The organism is Aurantiacibacter aquimixticola (assembly GCF_003605475.1).
Lineage (GTDB): Bacteria > Pseudomonadota > Alphaproteobacteria > Sphingomonadales > Sphingomonadaceae > Alteraurantiacibacter > Alteraurantiacibacter aquimixticola_B.
Map to the genome: position 1 here is coordinate 702,412 of NZ_RAHX01000001.1, position 18,527 is coordinate 720,938.

The window sequence follows — 18,527 nt, forward strand, 5'->3', positions numbered from 1 at the left end:
TCAGTCCGGCCGTGTGGAGTCGTGCGGCGCGGTTAGCGGTAGGGCGCGTCGGCTTCAAGGTTCGCGGCGATGGCGCGTTCCCACTTGTCCCCGTTCGCCAGCAATTTCGCCTTGTCGTAGAGCAGTTCCTCGCGCGTTTCGGTCGCGTATTCGAAGTTCGGCCCCTCGACCACGGCATCGACCGGGCACGCTTCCTGGCAGAAGCCGCAATAGATGCACTTGGTCATGTCGATGTCGTAGCGCGTCGTGCGGCGGCTGCCGTCGGAACGCGGCTCGCTCTCGATGGTGATGGCCTGCGCCGGGCAAACCGCCTCGCACAGCTTGCACGCGATGCAGCGCTCCTCGCCATTGGGATAGCGCCGCAGCGCATGCTCACCGCGAAAGCGAGGGCTGAGCGGGTTCTTCTCGTGCGGGTAGTTGATCGTCACCTTCGGCTTGAAGAAATATTTCAGCGTGAGGGCATGCGCCTTCACGAATTCCCAGAGGGTGAACGATTTGATGAGTTGGGCGGCGGTCATTTTGGATTCCCTGCCGGACCATTTTCGGATCCGTTGATGCGGCATGTGCCGCTGGAAGTTTCTGTAAAGACATTCGAACCGTCAGACATCGTTTCGGCCCAGCCAATCCGAATATCATAAGCAAGAATGTCTTGTGACAATCGTGCGATCATAAAGCGCGTTTCGGATTCCTGCGATATGCCAATGAGCCATTCCGGCTCCGACGTCGTCTCTCCTGCGAAAAGCAAGGGTGGCTCTGGTGCGATGCCGCTTTGAAGACTGGTCGCAAGTTCATCTGGTATAGGAGCATTGAATGTCGGTACCACCCCTTCCGGCGCAGGCGTGCCGTCAGGCATGGAGGCCAAAGCGCAAAAAAGTATTGCAGCGGTAGCGACCAGCATCACCCATACCTCGTGAACATCAGCCAGCCCGAGATCACGACCACGAACAGCAGGCTCATCGGCAGGAAGACTTTCCAGCCAAGCCGCATGAGCTGATCGTAGCGGTAGCGCGGCACGGTCGCCATCACCCAGCTGAACATGAAGAAGAAGAAGAACGTCTTCAGAAGGAACCAGACGATGCCCGGTACCCAATACAGGAATTCGACCTCGATGGGCGGCAGCCACCCACCAAAGAACAGCAGCGTGTTGAGCGCGCACATAAGCAGGATGTTCGCATATTCGCCGAGCCAGAACAGCGCGAAGCTCATCGAACTGTATTCGGTCTGATACCCGGCAACGAGCTCGCTTTCCGCTTCCGTCAGGTCAAACGGCACGCGCTGCGTTTCCGCCAGCGAGCTGATGAAGAACAGCACCCACATCGGAAATAGCAGCAGGTTGAACCAGTATCCGTTGACGAAGCCCAGCCCGTGTCCGCGCTGCCCCTCGACGATCTCGACCAAGTTGAACGTGTCTGCATAGAGCACTACGCAGACCAGAATGAAGCCGATCGAGACTTCGTAGGAAATCATCTGAGCAGCGGCGCGCATTGCACTGAAAAACGGGTATTTCGAGTTGCTCGCCCACCCCGCCATGGTGATGCCGTAAACCGACAGGCTGCTGATCGCGAGAATGTACAGCAGGCCAACATTGATATCCGCCAGCACGACGCCCGCATCGAAAGGAATCACCGCCCAGGCGAGTAACGCCACGGTGAAGGTCATGATCGGCGCGAGGAGGAAGATGACCTTGTTGGAGGCGCTCGGAATGATGGTTTCCTGCAGGAACACCTTCAGCCCGTCGGCGAAGCTCTGCAGCAGACCGAAGGGCCCGACCACATTCGGCCCGCGCCGCAGATTGATCGCGGCCCACACCTTGCGGTCCACGTAAATCACCATCGCCACCGACAGCATCAGTGGCAGCGCGATCAGCAGGATGCCGGAAACGGACGCCGTGAACAGCGCCCAGCCATAGCTCATGCCGAGGTCCATGAAGAATTCGGTCATCAGTCGCCTCCCCCGCAATCACCCTCGCCATAGCTTCCACCGACGGCGCTTGACGAGCCGGCATCGGGCCCTCGACCTATGCGGTCCATGAATGACGGTGCGAAGGTCGCCAAGGCCAGCAGGACAATAAGCAGAGCGGCCGCACTTCCGAAAAGAACTAGCGCACTCACTCCGCCGCCTCCTTCAGCTCTTCGCCATGGATCAGTTCATCCGAGCATCGCTGCATCACCACGCTTGCGCGGGCGATGGGGTTGGTGAGGTAGAAATCCCGGATCGGGTATGCCGAGATCACTCCGCCTTTCCCGCTCGCCGCAACGCTGGTGGGCAGCGTGCCGTAATCGGCGATCACACCATCCTCGCCAAGCGCTGGCACTTCGCTGACCATCGCGGTGCGCAATTCGCTGAAGCTGTCGAAGCCAACCGAAACGCCGAGCGCATCGGCCAGCGCGCGCAGGATCGTCCAATCCTCTCGCGCGTCACCGGGGGCAAAGATCGCCTTGTCGGCCATCTGCACGCGGCCTTCGGTGTTGACGTAGGTGCCGGGTTTTTCGGTGTAGGCGCTGGCGGGCAGGATCACGTCCGCCGCATGCGCACCCTTGTCGCCGTGATGGCCAATATAGACCTTGAGCGATCCGTCGAACTGGCTCCAGTCGACCTCATCCGCGCCTAGCGCCAGCACGACCTTCGGCCGCGCTTTCGCCACTTCGGCGATACCGCCCTTCTGCGCGAAACCGAGCATCAGCGCGCCCATGCGCGCTGCGGAGAAATGAAGGACGTTGAAGCCGTTCCAGCCCTCGCGCACAAGATTGAATTCGCTCGCGAATTTCAGTGCCGCGCCATGCGCGCCCGCTGCGAGACCCGCGCCGCCGAGAATGATTGCTGGTCGCTCGGCCGACTTGAAAGCGTCGGAGACATGGCCAGGCAGATTGCCCAGTACGCTCGTATCATTGCCGAGGAATTCCGCGGGATAGGTGGTTTCCCACTCCGGCCCGACCACAAACACCTTCGCGCCGCGCTTCACGGCCTTGCGCAGGCGGACATTGATCAACGGTGCTTCCCAGCGGATGTGGCTGCCCACGATCAGCACCGCGTCGGCCTCCTCGATCCCGGCGAATGTGCTGTTGAAATTGACCGCGGCGAGCTTCGAGCAGTCGTAATCCATGCCCGTCTGGCGGCTCTCGATCAGATCGGACCCGCTCGCCTTCAGCAGCGCTTTGGCCCCGAACATCGTTTCGCAATCGACCATGTCGCCCGCGATCGCCGCGATGCTGGCGCCCGGCTTCTCCTTGGCTATGCGCTTGAACGCCTCGTCCCAGCTCGCTGCTTCCAGCTTGCCCTTGCGACGAATGAAGACCTTGTCGAGCCGGCGACGCGTCAGGCCATCGACCTGATAGCGGGTCTTGTCGGAGATCCATTCCTCATTCACATCGTCGTTGATGCGCGGGAGGACGCGGAGTACTTCGCGGCCACGACTGTCGATGCGAATATTCGCGCCGACCGCGTCGGACACGTCAATGCCCATCGTCTTTTTCAGCTCCCACGGACGGCTTTCATAGGCATAGGGCCCACTCGTGAGCGCGCCGACCGGGCACAGATCGATCACATTGGCGGACAGCTCGTGCTTGGCGGCCTGTTCCAGATAGGTCGTGATCTGCATGTCCTCGCCGCGATAGAGCGCGCCGATTTCGTCCACGCCCGCGATCTCTTCCGAAAAACGGACACAGCGCGTGCAGTGAATGCAGCGGGTCATGATCGTCTTGATCAGCGGGCCCATGAACTTCTCGGTCACCGCTCGCTTGTTCTCGTGATAGCGGCTCGCACCCCGGCCATACATCATGGCCTGGTCCTGCAGGTCGCACTCTCCGCCCTGATCGCAGATCGGGCAATCGAGAGGATGGTTGATGAGGAGAAACTCCATCACGCCTTCGCGCGCGGTCTTAACCATCTCGGTATCGGTGCGGATTTCCTGCCCCTCGGTCGCCGGAAGGGCGCAGGACGCCTGCGGCTTTGGCGGACCAGGCTTCACTTCGACCAGGCACATGCGGCAATTGCCGGCGATGCTCAACCGCTCGTGATAGCAGAAACGCGGGATCTCCTTGCCGGCAAGCTCGCAGGCCTGCAGCACGGTCGCGCCGTCGGGGACTTCGATTTCGGAGCCGTCTACGGTGACTTTAGGCATCGGTCTCACTTTCTACCGGCGCATTATCCTGCGCCGCGAGAATTCGGTAACCTGCGGTGGCGAGCATTGCGCGCATCGCAATAGGGCTCGCCTCGATCGCCGTGCCATCGCGCGTGCAGATGTCCTGCACCGGCGCGATCTGTGCGAGCGCGGTAACTTCTTCGTCCGAAGCAGGCTCTGTCGCAAACAGGTCAGCCACCAGATTGGGCGCGCCGCGCGCAATGCAATTGGCGACCTGATCGGTGTAGGAGTAGGTCTGCGCCTGCTCGCCGATAACGGCCATCGACAGGCGCAATACCAGCGGTTCTTCCGAAGCGCGCTCCATTGCCTGCTCGGCGAGACCGCCGGCGAAAGGCAGGCCGCCAAGCTCGATACGGCGATAGGCACGCGGCATGGCGCGGAAGCACCGCTCGCTGATCCGCCGCTCACCCATGTCCTGCATCAGCCTGCGATATTCGTCGGAGCGGTAATCCATCGTCAGCAGGCGGTTTACATCCTGCGGAAACTCGTCCGCCATGCACGCCGTCCACGCCTCGACGGCAAGCCGTTGCATCCGCTCGTTACGCTCTTCCTGCGCGTCTGCGGGAGCGCTTGTCATGAGGCTCGCCATGGAGACGATTACGAGGACAAATATGCGCATCATTCCGCCGCCTCCTGCAGGCCACCTTCGCGCTCGGCAATCCGGCGTTCGAGTTCGGGGCGGAAGTGTTTCAGCAGGCCCTGGATCGGCCATGCTGCGGCATCGCCGAGTGCGCAGATCGTGTGGCCCTCGACCTGCTTGGTGACCTGGTAGAGCATGTCGATTTCCTGCGGACTGCTTTCGCCGGTGCGCAGGCGCTCCATCACGCGCCACATCCAGCCCGTGCCTTCGCGGCAGGGCGTGCACTGGCCGCAGCTTTCGTGCTTGTAGAAATAGCTGATGCGGCTGATTGCGCGCACGATGTCGGTGGACTTGTCCATCACGATCACCGCCGCCGTGCCGAGGCCGGAGCCAAGTTCCTTCAGTCCGTCGAAATCCATCGGCGCGTCCATGATCTGCTCGGCGGGAACCAGCGGAACGGAAGAACCGCCCGGGATCACCGCCAGCAGATTGTCCCACCCCCCGGTGATGCCGCCCGCATGCTTCTCGATCAGGTCGCGGAAGGGGATGCTCATTTCCTCCTCCACCACGCAGGGCTTTTCGACATGGCCGCTGATCTGGAAAAGCTTGGTGCCCTTGTTCCCCTCGCGCCCGAAGGAGCTGAACCAGCTCGCACCGCGCCGCAGGATCGTCGGCACCACGGCAATGCTTTCGACATTGTTGACCGTGGTCGGACAGCCATAAAGGCCCGCGCCCGCCGGGAAAGGGGGCTTCAGGCGCGGCTGGCCCTTCTTGCCTTCCAGGCTTTCGATCATCGCGGTTTCTTCACCGCAGATATAGGCGCCCGCACCGCGGTGCATGAACACATCGAAATCGTAGCCGGAACCGCTGGCATTCTTGCCGATCAGCCCGGCGTCATACGCCTCGTCGATGGCGGACTGTAGCGTTTCCGCCTCGCGGATATATTCGCCGCGAATGTAAATATAGGCCGCCCTCGCCCGCATGGCGAAACCGGCGACGAGCGCACCCTCGATCAGCTTGTGCGGATCGTGACGAATGATCTCGCGGTCCTTGCAGGAACCAGGCTCGGATTCGTCGGCATTGATGACGAGGAAGCTCGGGCGACCGTCTTTGCTTTCCCTCGGCATGAAGGACCATTTCATGCCGGTCGGGAAGCCCGCACCGCCGCGCCCGCGTAGACCGGATGCCTTGATTTCTTCGATGATCGAGTCGTTGCCACGCGCGATCAACGCTTTGGTATCATCCCAATCGCCACGCTTCTGCGCCGCCTTCAGGTCCCAGTCCTGGAAGCCGTAGAGATTGGTAAAAATGCGATCCTTGTCAGCGAGCATTGTCGTCGCGTCCCTTTCTAAATGCGACCGGCGCGCAGGACAGGGTAATCAGACCTTGGATCGCGAAAATCCCCCACATCTCACCGTGCGCAGCCTGCGCGAGCGCGTATCCCAGAATACCGCCACCAAGCACGAGGCTTACGTAGCCAACTTTTCGATAAGCACTCGGAGTAAATTCGCTCCACATGTGGGCTTTTGCTCTGGACTGCTCTATCATGCGACCATACCCCCGAACACCCAGATTGCCGCGCCCGCCAGAAGCGCGATCAGAACAACGGTCTTCACCATGCCCTTCAGCACCTTCCAGGCGATGATGACGAGCACCAGCGCGATGATGATGGGCAGCCACTGCTCCATCACCATTCGCCCCGATAATCGTGATTGGCGTCGACCATTTCCTTCAGCGTCGTCGGTCCGCCAGCGGGTTCGCTGGTGTGGCGGCCCGGCTCCTGAGTGCCAGCCTTCGGATTTTCACCGGCGGCCAACGCATCGAGAATGGCGTCCAGACGCTCGGACGTCAGGTCTTCGTAATTGTCATCATTGATCTGGACCATCGGCGCGGTAGCGCAATTGCCCATGCATTCGACCTCGGTCAGCGTCCAAAGGCCATCGCCGGAGACCTTGCCCGTCGCCATGCCGCGCTTGCGGCAGGTTTCGAACAGATCATCCGATCCGCGCAGCATGCACGGCGTGGTGCCGCAGACCTGCACGTGGAATTTCCCGACCGGCACGAGGTTGTACATCATGTAGAAGGTCGCGACTTCGAGCACGCGGATCACCGGCATGTCGAGATATTCGGCGACATATTCGATCACCGGCAGCGGCAGCCAGCCTTGCGTGTCCGTCTCCTCGCCGACCTGACGCTGGGCAAGGTCGAGCAGCGGCATCACCGCGCTCTTCTGGCGACCCTCGGGATACTTCGCGATATGCCAGTCGGCCTTCTCGCGGTTCGCATCCGTGAAAGTCCAGCCACCCCACCGCTTGCGCAGTTCGGGTGTATCAGGGGCGATATGTCTACCGGCCATTTATCGTGTCCTTGCCAGCATTGTAATCTGTCTTGAGGCGTTCGAAGCGCGGGCGCAAATAGCTCCACCACGCGGTGTTGTAGACAATAGTCCAGATCAACATGACCTGCTTCGTCAGGAAGGGAATGTCGGGCAGCGTGATCCAGCCCGCGTAGACCGCGATGGTGAGCCACACCCAGACGAAGCCGAGTCCGGCGATTAGCCATCCGTATTTCTCGGCGAAAGGTGCCCAGCGCGCATAGAGCGCGGTCTCGCGCGCGGTGGACGCGCCAAGCTCATCCGCGCGGTCGAGCAGCCTCTGCCGCTCCTTGGGGCTGAGCTCATTCACCATGCGCCGCCATCCGTCGTTCGAAATAGCGGCCCACGTAGAGGCCGATCACCGCAGCGAAGGCGGTGGAGAGAATGTCTTTGAGTGGTGCTTCGCCGTGGAAGACCGCCAGATAGGCTGCCACCGCCGATGCGAAGGCGGCAAAGGCGGCGACGAGGATGAAGAGTTCTCGGAGGAACATTCTAGACCGCACCTCCGTCCTGACCCGCTCGACCATAAGCAATCCGTCGAGCGACCAAAATTGCTGCCACAATTCCAACGGACGGTGTCAGTGCTGCGAAGAACAGAACGCCTAGCAGTGGCAGTGCCGCACTAGTGGACCAACCGATCGCAAGGCTTCCGATAATGCTCAAGTGAGCGGTGCATAGCGCCGCAAAGATCGCGGCCAGCCGTATGCCAAGCAGACTACGAACACCCGCGCGAGAAAGCGTCAGATGAACAAAGATAGCGGCCGACACTGACGGCAGCACGACAAGGATAAGGTCAGGCAAGCTAATCACCGGTCACACTCCCCGAACACCACGTCGATTGCGCCGAGGATGGCGGTCGCGTCAGGCAGCATATGGCCCTTGCACATCATGTCCATCGCCTGGAGGTGGCTGAAGGCCGTCGGGCGGATCTTGCAGCGATAAGGTTTGTTCGATCCGTCGCTCACCAGATAGACGCCGAATTCGCCCTTCGGGCTTTCGGTCGCGACGTACACCTCACCCGCAGGCACGTGGAAGCCTTCGGTGTAGAGCTTGAAGTGATGGATCAGCGCTTCCATCGACTGCTTCATCTCGGCACGCTTGGGCGGTGCGACCTTGCGGTCTTCCGTCGCGATCGGGCCTTCGGGCATCTGCGCGATGCACTGCTTGATGATCTTCGCGCTTTCGTAAACTTCCTTCACGCGGACCATGAAACGGTCATAGCAATCGGAATTGGTGCCGACGGGAATGTCGAATTCCATCCGGTCATATACATCGTAGGGCTGCGATTTGCGCAGATCCCACGGAATGCCGGCAGCGCGGATCATCGGGCCGGAAAAGCCCCAGGCGATGGCGTCTTCCTTGCTCACATGCGCGATATCGACATTGCGCTGCTTGAAGATGCGGTTGTCGGTCACGAGGCTCATCGCGTCGCCGAAGAGTTCGGGCAGACGGCTGTCGATCCAGTCGCCAATATCGGTGATGAGCTTCAGCGGCACGTCCTGATGCACGCCGCCGGGTCGCAGATAGGCGTGGTGCATTCGCGCGCCCGACATGCGCTCGAAGAAATTCATGCAGTCTTCGCGGATTTCAAAGACCCACAGGTTCGGCGTCATCGCGCCCACATCCATCACATGCGCGCCGATATTGAGCATGTGGTTGCAGATGCGGGTGAGCTCCGCGAACATCACGCGCAGATATTGCGCGCGTTCCGGCACCTCGACATTGAGCAGCTTCTCGATCGCGAGGATATAGCTGTATTCCTGCGCCAGCGGGCTGCAGTAATCGAGCCGGTCGAAATAGGGCAGCGCCTGCAGATAGGTCTTGTATTCGATCAGCTTTTCGGTGCCGCGATGCAGCAGGCCGACATGCGGATCGACCCGCTCGACGATCTCGCCGTCGAGTTCCATAACCATGCGGAGCACACCGTGTGCCGCGGGATGCTGCGGACCGAAATTGATGGTGTAGTTGGAAATCTCCTCGCCGTCCGTGGTCGGCGATTGCTCCAGTGTCAGTCCGCTCATACGCCGCACATCCACGTTCCGGGGCCGTAGGACACTTCGTTCGCGCCATCCTTGCGGACAAGCAGCGTCGCTTCGTAACCCATGGTTTCCGCATCGGCTTCGGTGCCGGCCGAAGCACGCTCGATCTGCACGGTGTATTCGCCATCGGTCATGGTCGGCCCGGCGGAGATCGCATCGGGGCCGCCAAGCTCGCTGCCTGCCAACACCCTGTCGCGGCCCGCGACCTGAATCACACCCGTACCACGCGCGCGATCCTGCGCGGGAGAGCCCGCCAGCAGCAGCGTCTTATCATCCATGGTAAAGGCACAGGCACCCATCGTGTCGCCAAGATCGACCTGCTGGAGATCGCCGAGATCTTCAAGAGCAGGCACCGCCGCATCCACTCCGACGGCGCGTTCATTGGCGATATTGTCGACCGCGACGCCGAATTCCTCCGGCGCTTCCTCGACTGCTTCATCGGTGATGTCGCTGTCGTCGACATCGGTGCTGTCGGCGCAGGCAGACAGAGCGAGCGCCGGGGCTGCCAGCAGAGCGGTCATGGAAAATTGGCGCATCAGTCTTCGTCCTTTTCCGGCTCGGTCGCAGCCTTGGTGTCGCGCGTGCCGCCCTTGCGCTTTTCGCGATCGGGGCGGTCCTCTGTCGGTTCGGGAGCCTTGGTCCGCTCCTCGCCGCTCTCTTCCTCGGCCGGAGCACCCGCGCTGACCCTTTCAGCGGCCTTGGCGTCCGTTTTCGGACCCGCACCGGTGTCTTTTGGGCCTTCAGTAACCTTCGGGTCGTCAATGGGCGGCACGTCCGCCTTTTCGTCGCCCGGCAGCACGTAATCCGCGCCTTCCCACGGAGAGGTGAAGTCGAAGCTGCGGAAATCCTGCGCCAGTTCGACCGGCTCGTACACCACGCGCTTCTCTTCCTCGGAATAGCGCAGCTCGGTATAGCCGGTAAGCGGGAAATCCTTGCGGAAGGGATGTCCTTCAAAGCCGTAATCGGTGAGAATGCGTCGCAGATCTGTATTGCCGTCGAACGTCACCCCGAACAGGTCGAAAACTTCGCGCTCGAGCCATCCTGCATTTGGCCAAAGTGTCGTGACAGTGGGCACCGGCGTCGTCTCGTCGGTTGAGACTTTGGCCATGATCCGATGGTTCTTCGTCAAGCTGAGGAGCATGTAGACAACTTCGAAACGCTCCTCGCGCCCCGGATAGTCGACCCCGGCGATTTCCATCAGCTGCTGGTAATCGTGATCGTCGCGCAAAGTGCGAAGGACATCCTCGATGCTGCCGCGCTCTACTACGATGCTGATCTCGCCATGCTCTTCCTGCGAACCGAGCACATGCTCGCCGAGCGCCTGCGTCAATGCATCGCGTACGCCTTCATTCGAAGCGAATTTCGGACAGGAATGGAGGACGGTCATTCTGCGAACTCCAGAGAATTGAAAAACCGGATCGTCTCCGCAGGTAGGCTTCCACCGGCGCTATCCGCGTAAGCGCCTTCGATATTAATGGTCATCAGCACCAGAATTTCGCCGGGCGCGAGTTCCACCAATTGCGCAGTCATCGGATCTGGCGCCGACGAATTCCAGCCTCTGACAGAGCGAAGTCCTTCAACGACAAATTCCTCCGTGGCCACCGTGCCCGCGTCGGCCCGTAGCTCGGCGAGCATACTCTCGAAGGTCTCGCCGGATTTCTCGTTCAGGCCCAATCCATTGGTGGTAATTGCCGCACCGAACCCCTGCTCGCCAATGCGGCAAAGAATGCCCGTCGTGCCCTTATCGGACCGCCGCTCGATTTCATCGTCAGTGCAAGGGGTCTCAACCGTCAGCGCATCAGTGCCAGTGACGGAAATCTTGTGCCACACTGCTTCTTCGCTCTGCGCGGATGCCGACACCGGGGTGCTGCAAGCCATCGCGCCGAGCGCAATTATGACTGAACGTGCCAAGTTCACCGCTCGATCGTCCCGCTGCGGCGGATTTTGCGCTGGAGCTGCATCACGCCATAAAGCAGCGCTTCGGCAGTAGGAGGGCAGCCGGGGATGTAGATGTCGACCGGCACGATGCGATCGCAGCCGCGCACCACGGAGTAGCTGTAATGATAATAGCCGCCGCCATTGGCGCAGCTGCCCATCGAAATCACGTATTTCGGGTCCGACATCTGGTCGTAGACGCGGCGCAGCGCCGGAGCCATCTTGTTGCACAGCGTGCCGGCCACGATCATCACGTCGGACTGACGCGGGCTGGCGCGCGGGGCGACGCCGAAACGCTCCATATCGTAACGCGGCATGTTGACGTGGATCATCTCGACCGCGCAGCAGGCCAGGCCGAAGGTCATCCACCACAGCGAACCGGTGCGCGCCCACTGAAACAGGTCTTCGGTGCTGGTGACGAGGAAGCCCTTGTCATTCACCTCGGTCTGCATGGCGTTGAAATATTCCGCGTCCGGCGCCTTCAGCTCGCCGCCCTTCGCGGTCGGTGCATTGGCGAGGCGACGTTTGCGCGAGTCCGCAACGCCGTCCTGATAAGGCGGGTAAAGCGCGGGTTCGGGCTTGTCGGTCACTCCCATTCCAGAGCTCCCTTCTTCCATTCGTAAGCGAAGCCGACCGCGAGGATGAAGAGGAACACCATCATGGCGGTCCAGCCTGCCCAGCCCGTCACATCCAGGCTGACGGCCCAGGGAAACAGGAAAGCGGCTTCGAGGTCGAAAATGATGAACAGGATCGCCACCAGATAAAAGCGCACATCGAACTGGCTGCGCGGCGCTTCGAATGCGGGAAAGCCGCATTCATACTCGGTCAGCTTGTTCTCCGAGGGGTTGTGACTTCCGGTTAGGCGCGAAACGCCCATCGGAAGGAACACGAAAGCCGCCGACAGCAGAAGCGCAATGCCCAGAAAGAGCATGATCGGCAGATATTCGACAAGGTATGATGTGCTGACAGCCAAAACGGACTCGCAAATAGCGGTGGGGTTCGCGGCGCATCTAGGCCACCGGCTATGCCGATGCAAGGCGGCACAAGGGCCTAAAAGGCTCTATTCCGCCATTTTTCGTTCGGCTATTTGCGCGCAAGCATCTTCAAGATCGTGCGCGCCCTGTCGCCATAGGGTGGCTTCAGTCCGGCGAGCCCTGCCACATCGAGCTTAGGCTGCGTGTAGACGCTGCGCGCATGGCTGAATTCGCGGAAACCTTCAGGCCCGTGATAGCTGCCAATGCCGCTCGGCCCGATGCCGCCGAAGGGCAGATCTTCGGTCGAGACGTGGAAGATCACATCGTTCACCGTCACACCGCCTGAGATCGTGCGAGACAAGACTCGCTCCCGCTCGCCTTCGTCGCTGCCGAAATAATAAAGGCCGAGCGGACGATCCCGCCCATTGATGCCGTCTATGGCTTCATCGATGCTGGAATACGTGAGAATAGGCAGGACAGGGCCGAAGATTTCCTCCCGCATTGCCTGCATGTCGTCGGTGGGGTTGCGGATCACGGTAAGCGGCATCTTGCGCTGATTGCCGTGCGAGAAATCTTCTCCGGCGGGATTGATCTCGATCACCTCCCCACCCTTCTCGCGCGCATCCTCGACCATACTGGTCAGCCGCGCAAACTGATCGTCATTGATGACGGTCGCGTAGTCGGAATTGTCTCGCAGCGTGGGAAACTGGTCCATCACGCCAAGCTCGAGCGCGGCGATGACACCGTCTTCCATGTCTTCGGGCACCAGCAGATAATCCGGCGCGAGGCAGATCTGGCCTGCATTCATCATCTTGCCCGTCACGATGCGCGAACCCGCGCGTTCAAGATCGGCGCTGCGTCCGATAACGGTGGGCGACTTGCCGCCAAGCTCCAGAGTGACCGGGACCAGATTGTCCGCAGCCGCCTGCATTACCTTGCGGCCGGTCGCGGTCGAGCCGGTGAAGACGAGGTGATCGAACGACAGCGAGGAAAAGGCTTGCGCCACATCGACGCCGCCGGTCGCAACAGCCACCTCTTCGGAAGCGAAATATCTTCCGACCAGATCGGCGATCAGCGCGCTGGTTTGCGGCGTGAACTCGCTCGGCTTCAGCATGGCGCGATTGCCTGCGGCGAGCACTTGCGCCAGCGGCCCGAAGGCGAGGTTCACCGGAAAATTCCACGGACTGATGATGCCGATCACACCCTTCGGCTCATATCGCACCTCTGCCTTACCGCCGAGCAGACCCAGCGGAAACTGCACGGAGCGCCCATCGGGCCGGGACCAGTGCGCGATCTTGTCGCGACAGTACTTGGCGAAGCGGATGGACACCAGCACATCGGTCAACATGCTCTGCACGGTCGAACGATTGCCGTAATCGGCATTCATCGCATCGCACAGCGCCTGATCGTTGTCCGCGAGCAACGCGATTACCCGATCCAGTCGATCCCTCCGGGCAGAGAGCGGTTCGGGCCGAGCTTCGACGAACGCTTTGCGTTGCGCTTCCAGCATCGGCTTGAGCTGTTTCGGATCGGTCGTATCATCGGGCATATCGCTATCGTCTTTCGTGACGTGGTGCATTCGTATCACCAACGGAGCAGGTTTGCTTTCGTTGCAACGCAGCACTAAATGCTCCGCATAACACGACCCCAATCGAAAGGCCGATTTCCCATGCCCGCATTCAACGAAAGCGATCCCATTGTAATCCTCTCCTACGCTCGCACGCCAATGGGAAGCATGCAGGGCGCGCTGGCCGATGTAGCCGCGACCGATCTTGGCGCAGCGGCGGTGAAGGCCGCGGTCGAACGCGCCGGTGTCGCCGGTGAGGATGTGGACCGTGTCTACATGGGCTGTGTGCTTCCCGCAGGCCTCGGCCAGGCCCCCGCCCGCCAGGCCGCTCTTCTCGCGGGGCTACCGCAGAGCGCACAGGCCACAACCGTGAACAAGGTTTGTGGCAGCGGCATGCAGACCGTCATCATGGGTGCGGAAGCGCTTGCCACGGGCAGTGTCGACACCGTGATTGCAGGCGGCATGGAAAGCATGACCAACGCGCCGTATCTGCTCAAGAAGCACCGCAGCGGCGCGCGCATCGGGCACGACAAGGCCTATGACCACATGTTCCTGGACGGGTTGGAAGATGCCTATGAAGAAGGCCGTGCGATGGGCACGTTTGCGCAGGAGATGGCGGACAAGTACCAGCTGACCCGCGAGGAGATGGACGATTACTCGATCGCCTCGCTCGAACGCGCGAACAAGGCGATCGCTAGCGGTGCTTTCGCGGACGAAGTGGTCCCCGTTACGTACACCACCCGCAAGGGCGAAGTTACCATCGACACGGACGAAGCGCCAAGCCGAGGCAATCCGGACAAGATTCCGCAGCTGCGCCCCGCTTTCGCCAAGGACGGCACGATCACCGCGGCGACCTCCAGTTCCATCTCGGACGGCGCCGCTGCGGTCGTGCTGTCACGGCACAGTGTCGCCGAGGCGAAGGGCCACACGCCCGTCGCCAAGATCGTCGGACTGACCGCCCACGCGCAGGCGCCCGAAGAGTTTACCATCGCCCCTGTCGGCGCGATCCAGAAACTTCTCGAAAAGACCGGCTGGAGCGTGGACGATGTCGATCTGTGGGAAGTGAACGAGGCGTTCGCCTGCGTCGCCATGTTCGCCATGCGCGACATCGGCATCCCGCACGACAAGATCAACGTGAATGGCGGTGGCACGGCGCTTGGCCACCCGATCGGTGCCAGCGGCACGCGCATCATCGTCACCCTGCTCAATGCGCTGAAGCAACAGGGCAAGACACGCGGCATCGCCAGCCTTTGCATCGGCGGCGGCGAGGCAACGGCGGTGGCGGTCGAACTCGTCTGACCGGACCCTTCGCCCTCGACGCTCGTTGCAGAGCAGGCACCACCATCCCAATGAGGGGAGTAAGATATGAAGACACTGATCGCACTTGCCGGAGCTTTCGCTCTTGCCGCCTGCGGAGGCAGCGAGCCGGAAGAGCCCATCGGCCCGGATATCGCCGAAGCACCCGTTGCCGAGGCGGAACTGCAATATGCCGGCGTGTATGAAGGCGAGGACGAGAACGGTGTGCCCTGGCGCACCGAGCTCAATGAGGACGGCACCTTCACCGACATGGAAGGGGGCGAAGTGATCCGCACCGGCACCTGGAGCGAAGAGGACATTCGCGGCACCTGCTTCGTTGAAGAAGGCGTCGAAGGCGAGGACTGTTACCAGATGGGCGAAGTCCAGGAGGACGGCACCGTCGAAGTCACCGGCCCCGATGGAGCAAGCTTCACGATGAACAAGACCAGCTGATCGCGGCTGTTTTGCAATCGAAAAGGGCGGCCCGGTGGGTCGCCCTTTTTCGTATCAGGGGTCGCCTTCCCCCCAAAGGCGATCCGCCTCTACCCAGCCGACGTGGCCATCGACGTCGAGTTCGCACCACTCATTTTCGCACGGCCCAAGCGCACCGATGACGCCGGGCTCGAGATTCCATCGCAGAGGCGAGGCGTATGTCGGCTCGGCCCGCATGGGCGCTTCGCCCTCACCCGTAACGATCGCGGTACGCCGCTGACTGAGCAGAGCCGAAAAGATCCAACCCTCCGTCCCATCGGGTTCCTGCACCAGGCGCCATCCCTGATGGAAGCGGATGACCTTCACCGGCAATCCCTGCCGCTGATAAACCCACTCGATAGGAAATTGCTCGCCAGCGCCGGCACGCATATTCACTTCCTCGGCCGCGATGCTCGCCCAGTAGGGCAACTCCCGATCCTGCGCCTGCACGGATGGGGCGATCGCGATCAGCAAAAGGGCAGCAAGAATTCGGTGAAGCATGTGCCACTATGTAGCGCGCGCGAATGAGTCGCGGCAACAGTTTCGGGCGAGCTTGCCCGAAATGGCGTTTGCGGTCAGAAAGTTTCCCTGACGCCTGCGCTGCTCGCGGGAATTGAGGGGTATTTCGTGTTTCGCAAGATCGTGACTGGCATGGGAGTGGCAATCGCCGCCGCGCCGCAAACCGCCGCCGCGCAGGAGTTGACGAACATTGCGCAGAACGATCCGGGCGATACGGCCTGGGTCCTCACCGCGAGCGCGCTTGTGATGCTAATGACGCTGCCGGGCCTCGCATTGTTCTATGGCGGGCTGGTGCGGGCGAAGAACGTGCTGTCCGTCGCGCTACAGGTCGCCGCAGTGGCTGGCATCGCATCTGTGTTGTGGGTGATGGTCGGCTACACGCTCGCCTTCGGCAACACGACCGGCGGTTTCATCGGCGATGGCAGCCGCTGGATGCTGATCGATCTCGATATATTGCGCGAAGGCATGACGCTGCCGGAAAGCAGCTTCGCCCTGTTCCAGATGACATTCGCGGCGATCGCTCCCGCGCTGATGGTCGGCGCGTGGGTAGACCGCGCCCGCTTCGGCTGGGTGCTGGTATTTTGCGGACTGTGGGGCCTCCTCGTCTACGCGCCGGTCGCGCATTGGATCTGGGGCGGCGGATGGCTGGGGCAGCTCGGCGTGGTCGATTTCGCTGGTGGTTTGGTCGTCCATACGACCGCCGGCGTGTCGGCACTCGTCGTTGCGTTGCTGCTCGGCAAGCGGCAGGGTTTCCCCGGACCGGCACTGCTTCCTCATGCTCCCGGACTGACTATGCTGGGCGCGATGCTGCTGTGGGTCGGCTGGTTCGGCTTCAACGGCGGCAGTGCCCTTACAGCGACGGACGATGCCTCCACCGCGATCATCAATACCCACGTCGCCGCAGCCTCTGCCGCGCTGGTCTGGTTGCTGGTCGAGAAAGCCAAGTTTGGCAAGCCTACCAGCGTGGGCTTCGCCACTGGCGCCATCGCTGGCCTCGCGACCGTCACACCCGCTGCCGGGTATATCGCACCGGGCGCGGCCATTGTGCTGGGCATCGCGGCGGCATTGGTCTGCTATTGTGCCGTGATGTTGGTGAAGATGAAGCTGGCAATCGACGACTCGCTGGACGTGTTCGCCGTGCATGGCATTGGCGGAATGCTCGGCACAATCCTTCTCGGCGTGTTCATCTGGCAGGGTTTCGGTGGAACCGGCTACGCTGCCGCGGGCGACATTCCGATGGCGATCGGGGTGCAGGCACTCGGCATCGGCGTGGTTGCGCTTTACAGCATGTTTGTTACCGCGATGCTCGCAGTGGGTGTCAGCCTATTCATCCCCATGCGGGTGAGCGAGGACGATGAGCTTCAGGGTCTCGACCTTGCCAGCCACGGCGAGCGCGGCTGGAATTTCGATTAGGTCGTGACTGACGAAGCCGACCTCAGCGTCAGGCGCGGCTGCATGGCGGACTTTTCCACACTGCCTCGCGCCATCCGGCTATTGTGCGAGCCGCGGGGACGGTCGACGCGGACCGAACTGGCACTCATCGTTCTGGTGGCGAATCTTATTGCCATCATCACCGTGCTGCCTGCATCATTCGTCCTGCCGATTGCATGGGAAGATCGGATCTGGTTCGGACTGTATTCGTGTGTTGCCCTGGTCCTCCCGGCGGCGGCCGCGCGGCGATTTCACGACATGGCAAAAACGGGCTGGCTTGCCCTTCCCTTGGTTGCGCTTCTCGCCATCGGACTTTGGGATGCGTGGCTCGATGTAACGCAGGTCTCCTTCGCGGCGAGCGATCTGTTTTACAACGAACCGATGCTGGAATTCTTGTTCAACGTGACCTGTCTTGGCTACGTCGTCGCGCTGATGTTGCCGCCGCGTGATCCCGGTAATCCATACGGCCCCAACCCGCGACCGCCGGAAAAGACGATCTAGCGGTGCTCGGCATCAACTTCGGCAATCTTTGCAATAATCTCCTCGATGCAAGCGCGGCTGGTACCGATGGTGAAGTGCGGCACATCTATCCGCAGGCGGTAATCGCTTTCGCCCTCACGACCCCGCGCGCATTCCGGCGCGACGATCCCGTCTACGGCGGACCAGATGGCGATGGTCGGCACGGGCGGCTTGGCCTCCAGGTTCTCGGCGAAGGGCGGATTGTCCACCGTATGGTCGTTCAGCGCCTCGTAAACGCGCCAGGCATTGTTCGCATGGCGATCACCGGAAAACGGGCTGGCGACGGTCACGACCATGCTGAGGTGCTTAGACACGCGTTGGGCGAGCACGCGTGCATACAGACCGCCAAGGCTCCACCCGACCAACAATACCAGCTTGCCGCTCATCACGTGCAGATGCGCGATCCGCGCCTCAAGCCGCTTCAGCTTCGCCGGGTCCGCGCCGGTATTGATGCCCATGCCCCACCCCTCCGGCACGAAGCCGCGCGCCTTCAGCGTCCGGCGCAGCAGAGTGGTCGAAATATCGCCGGTGGTCAGGCCCGGTATGACGATCGCCGGTCGGCCATCACCGATTTGCGGCCCTTTGCGCGGCGAGCGCAGCGGATTGAGCAATACGCGCGGCAGCGACAGCCCCTCCCGCAAGGTCCGCCGGAAGGGCGGCGGGACGGGTCTGTCCACCAGT

23 protein-coding genes are annotated in these 18,527 nt (G+C 61.6%); 4 read left to right on the top strand and 19 right to left on the bottom strand.

What is annotated here, in order from left to right; genetic code table 11:
• Positions 1-32 precede the first annotated feature (32 nt).
• The 17 genes from nuoI to D6201_RS03695 all read right to left on the bottom strand — a co-directional run bounded on the left by nuoI (position 33) and on the right by D6201_RS03695 (position 13,622).
• Entirely contained in the window at positions 33-518 is a 486-nt protein-coding gene (gene nuoI / locus D6201_RS03620; protein WP_120047583.1) for an NADH-quinone oxidoreductase subunit NuoI, read from the bottom strand.
• Entirely contained in the window at positions 515-898 is a 384-nt protein-coding gene (locus D6201_RS12815) for a hypothetical protein (protein ID WP_133303932.1), read from the bottom strand. Before D6201_RS12815 ends, nuoI begins: the two co-directional genes overlap by 4 nt.
• On the bottom strand, positions 898-1,941 hold the full coding sequence (gene nuoH, locus D6201_RS03630) for an NADH-quinone oxidoreductase subunit NuoH (RefSeq protein WP_120047585.1): 1,044 nt from the start codon (positions 1,939-1,941) through the stop codon (positions 898-900). The genes D6201_RS12815 and nuoH overlap by 1 nt, the downstream gene beginning before the upstream one ends.
• Positions 1,942-2,107: 166 nt before the next feature.
• Positions 2,108-4,120 (bottom strand): NADH-quinone oxidoreductase subunit NuoG, encoded by a 2,013-nt coding sequence (gene nuoG / locus D6201_RS03635; RefSeq protein WP_120047586.1) that lies wholly within the window; start codon positions 4,118-4,120, stop codon positions 2,108-2,110.
• Entirely contained in the window at positions 4,113-4,763 is a 651-nt protein-coding gene (locus tag D6201_RS03640; RefSeq protein ID WP_120047587.1) for a hypothetical protein, read from the bottom strand. The genes nuoG and D6201_RS03640 overlap by 8 nt, the downstream gene beginning before the upstream one ends.
• Positions 4,760-6,052 (bottom strand): NADH-quinone oxidoreductase subunit NuoF, encoded by a 1,293-nt coding sequence (gene nuoF / locus D6201_RS03645; protein WP_120047588.1) that lies wholly within the window; start codon positions 6,050-6,052, stop codon positions 4,760-4,762. Before nuoF ends, D6201_RS03640 begins: the two co-directional genes overlap by 4 nt.
• Positions 6,053-6,265: 213 nt before the next feature.
• The gene (locus tag D6201_RS12915) at positions 6,266-6,409 is read right to left on the bottom strand and encodes a hypothetical protein (RefSeq protein ID WP_165853487.1); all 144 of its coding nucleotides are present in this window, start codon (positions 6,407-6,409) and stop codon (positions 6,266-6,268) included.
• Positions 6,409-7,077: an NADH-quinone oxidoreductase subunit NuoE gene (nuoE, locus tag D6201_RS03650; protein WP_120047589.1), complete on the bottom strand. Its 669-nt coding sequence runs from the start codon at positions 7,075-7,077 to the stop codon at positions 6,409-6,411. The genes D6201_RS12915 and nuoE overlap by 1 nt, the downstream gene beginning before the upstream one ends.
• Positions 7,067-7,408: a hypothetical protein gene (locus tag D6201_RS03655; protein WP_120047590.1), complete on the bottom strand. Its 342-nt coding sequence runs from the start codon at positions 7,406-7,408 to the stop codon at positions 7,067-7,069. Before D6201_RS03655 ends, nuoE begins: the two co-directional genes overlap by 11 nt.
• A complete protein-coding gene (locus D6201_RS03660; protein WP_120047591.1) occupies positions 7,398-7,586 on the bottom strand; it encodes a hypothetical protein in 189 nt (62 codons plus the stop codon). The genes D6201_RS03655 and D6201_RS03660 overlap by 11 nt, the downstream gene beginning before the upstream one ends.
• 315 nt (positions 7,587-7,901) lie before the next feature.
• Positions 7,902-9,116 carry an NADH-quinone oxidoreductase subunit D gene (locus D6201_RS03665; protein WP_120049175.1) on the bottom strand — a complete coding sequence of 405 codons (1,215 nt, stop codon included), beginning with the start codon at positions 9,114-9,116 and terminating at the stop codon, positions 7,902-7,904.
• Positions 9,113-9,670, bottom strand: a complete 558-nt coding sequence (locus D6201_RS03670) for a hypothetical protein (RefSeq protein ID WP_133303933.1) — start codon at positions 9,668-9,670, stop codon at positions 9,113-9,115. Before D6201_RS03670 ends, D6201_RS03665 begins: the two co-directional genes overlap by 4 nt.
• A complete protein-coding gene (locus D6201_RS03675; RefSeq protein ID WP_120047593.1) occupies positions 9,670-10,521 on the bottom strand; it encodes an NADH-quinone oxidoreductase subunit C in 852 nt (283 codons plus the stop codon). Before D6201_RS03675 ends, D6201_RS03670 begins: the two co-directional genes overlap by 1 nt.
• Positions 10,518-11,051 carry a hypothetical protein gene (locus D6201_RS03680; protein WP_133303934.1) on the bottom strand — a complete coding sequence of 178 codons (534 nt, stop codon included), beginning with the start codon at positions 11,049-11,051 and terminating at the stop codon, positions 10,518-10,520. The genes D6201_RS03675 and D6201_RS03680 overlap by 4 nt, the downstream gene beginning before the upstream one ends.
• The gene (locus D6201_RS03685; RefSeq protein WP_047003496.1) at positions 11,048-11,521 is read right to left on the bottom strand and encodes a NuoB/complex I 20 kDa subunit family protein; all 474 of its coding nucleotides are present in this window, start codon (positions 11,519-11,521) and stop codon (positions 11,048-11,050) included. Before D6201_RS03685 ends, D6201_RS03680 begins: the two co-directional genes overlap by 4 nt.
• Positions 11,522-11,655: 134 nt before the next feature.
• On the bottom strand, positions 11,656-12,000 hold the full coding sequence (locus tag D6201_RS03690) for an NADH-quinone oxidoreductase subunit A (protein WP_120049177.1): 345 nt from the start codon (positions 11,998-12,000) through the stop codon (positions 11,656-11,658).
• 152 nt (positions 12,001-12,152) lie between these two features.
• On the bottom strand, positions 12,153-13,622 hold the full coding sequence (locus D6201_RS03695) for a coniferyl aldehyde dehydrogenase (RefSeq protein WP_242447410.1): 1,470 nt from the start codon (positions 13,620-13,622) through the stop codon (positions 12,153-12,155).
• Between the two features lie 90 nt (positions 13,623-13,712).
• Between D6201_RS03695 and D6201_RS03700 the strand changes: the two genes are divergently transcribed.
• Together D6201_RS03700 and D6201_RS03705 are read left to right on the top strand one after the other, a co-directional pair.
• Positions 13,713-14,909 carry a thiolase family protein gene (locus D6201_RS03700; protein WP_120047595.1) on the top strand — a complete coding sequence of 399 codons (1,197 nt, stop codon included), beginning with the start codon at positions 13,713-13,715 and terminating at the stop codon, positions 14,907-14,909.
• A gap of 66 nt (positions 14,910-14,975) precedes the next feature.
• On the top strand, positions 14,976-15,359 hold the full coding sequence (locus D6201_RS03705) for a hypothetical protein (protein ID WP_120047596.1): 384 nt from the start codon (positions 14,976-14,978) through the stop codon (positions 15,357-15,359).
• 54 nt (positions 15,360-15,413) lie between these two features.
• Here the strand turns inward: D6201_RS03705 and D6201_RS03710 are convergent, their stop codons facing one another.
• Positions 15,414-15,878 (bottom strand): SH3 domain-containing protein, encoded by a 465-nt coding sequence (locus D6201_RS03710; RefSeq protein WP_120047597.1) that lies wholly within the window; start codon positions 15,876-15,878, stop codon positions 15,414-15,416.
• A 150-nt stretch (positions 15,879-16,028) separates the two neighbouring features.
• Here D6201_RS03710 and D6201_RS03715 point away from each other — a divergent pair, with 150 nt between their 5' ends.
• Together D6201_RS03715 and D6201_RS03720 are read left to right on the top strand one after the other, a co-directional pair.
• Positions 16,029-17,309 (top strand): ammonium transporter, encoded by a 1,281-nt coding sequence (locus D6201_RS03715; RefSeq protein WP_120047598.1) that lies wholly within the window; start codon positions 16,029-16,031, stop codon positions 17,307-17,309.
• A gap of 3 nt (positions 17,310-17,312) precedes the next feature.
• Positions 17,313-17,828 carry a DUF805 domain-containing protein gene (locus D6201_RS03720; protein ID WP_120047599.1) on the top strand — a complete coding sequence of 172 codons (516 nt, stop codon included), beginning with the start codon at positions 17,313-17,315 and terminating at the stop codon, positions 17,826-17,828.
• Here the strand turns inward: D6201_RS03720 and D6201_RS03725 are convergent.
• Positions 17,825-18,523 carry an alpha/beta fold hydrolase gene (locus D6201_RS03725; protein WP_133303935.1) on the bottom strand — a complete coding sequence of 233 codons (699 nt, stop codon included), beginning with the start codon at positions 18,521-18,523 and terminating at the stop codon, positions 17,825-17,827. The two genes, D6201_RS03720 and D6201_RS03725, sit on opposite strands and share 4 nt — an antisense overlap.
• Positions 18,524-18,527: the final 4 nt, after the last annotated feature.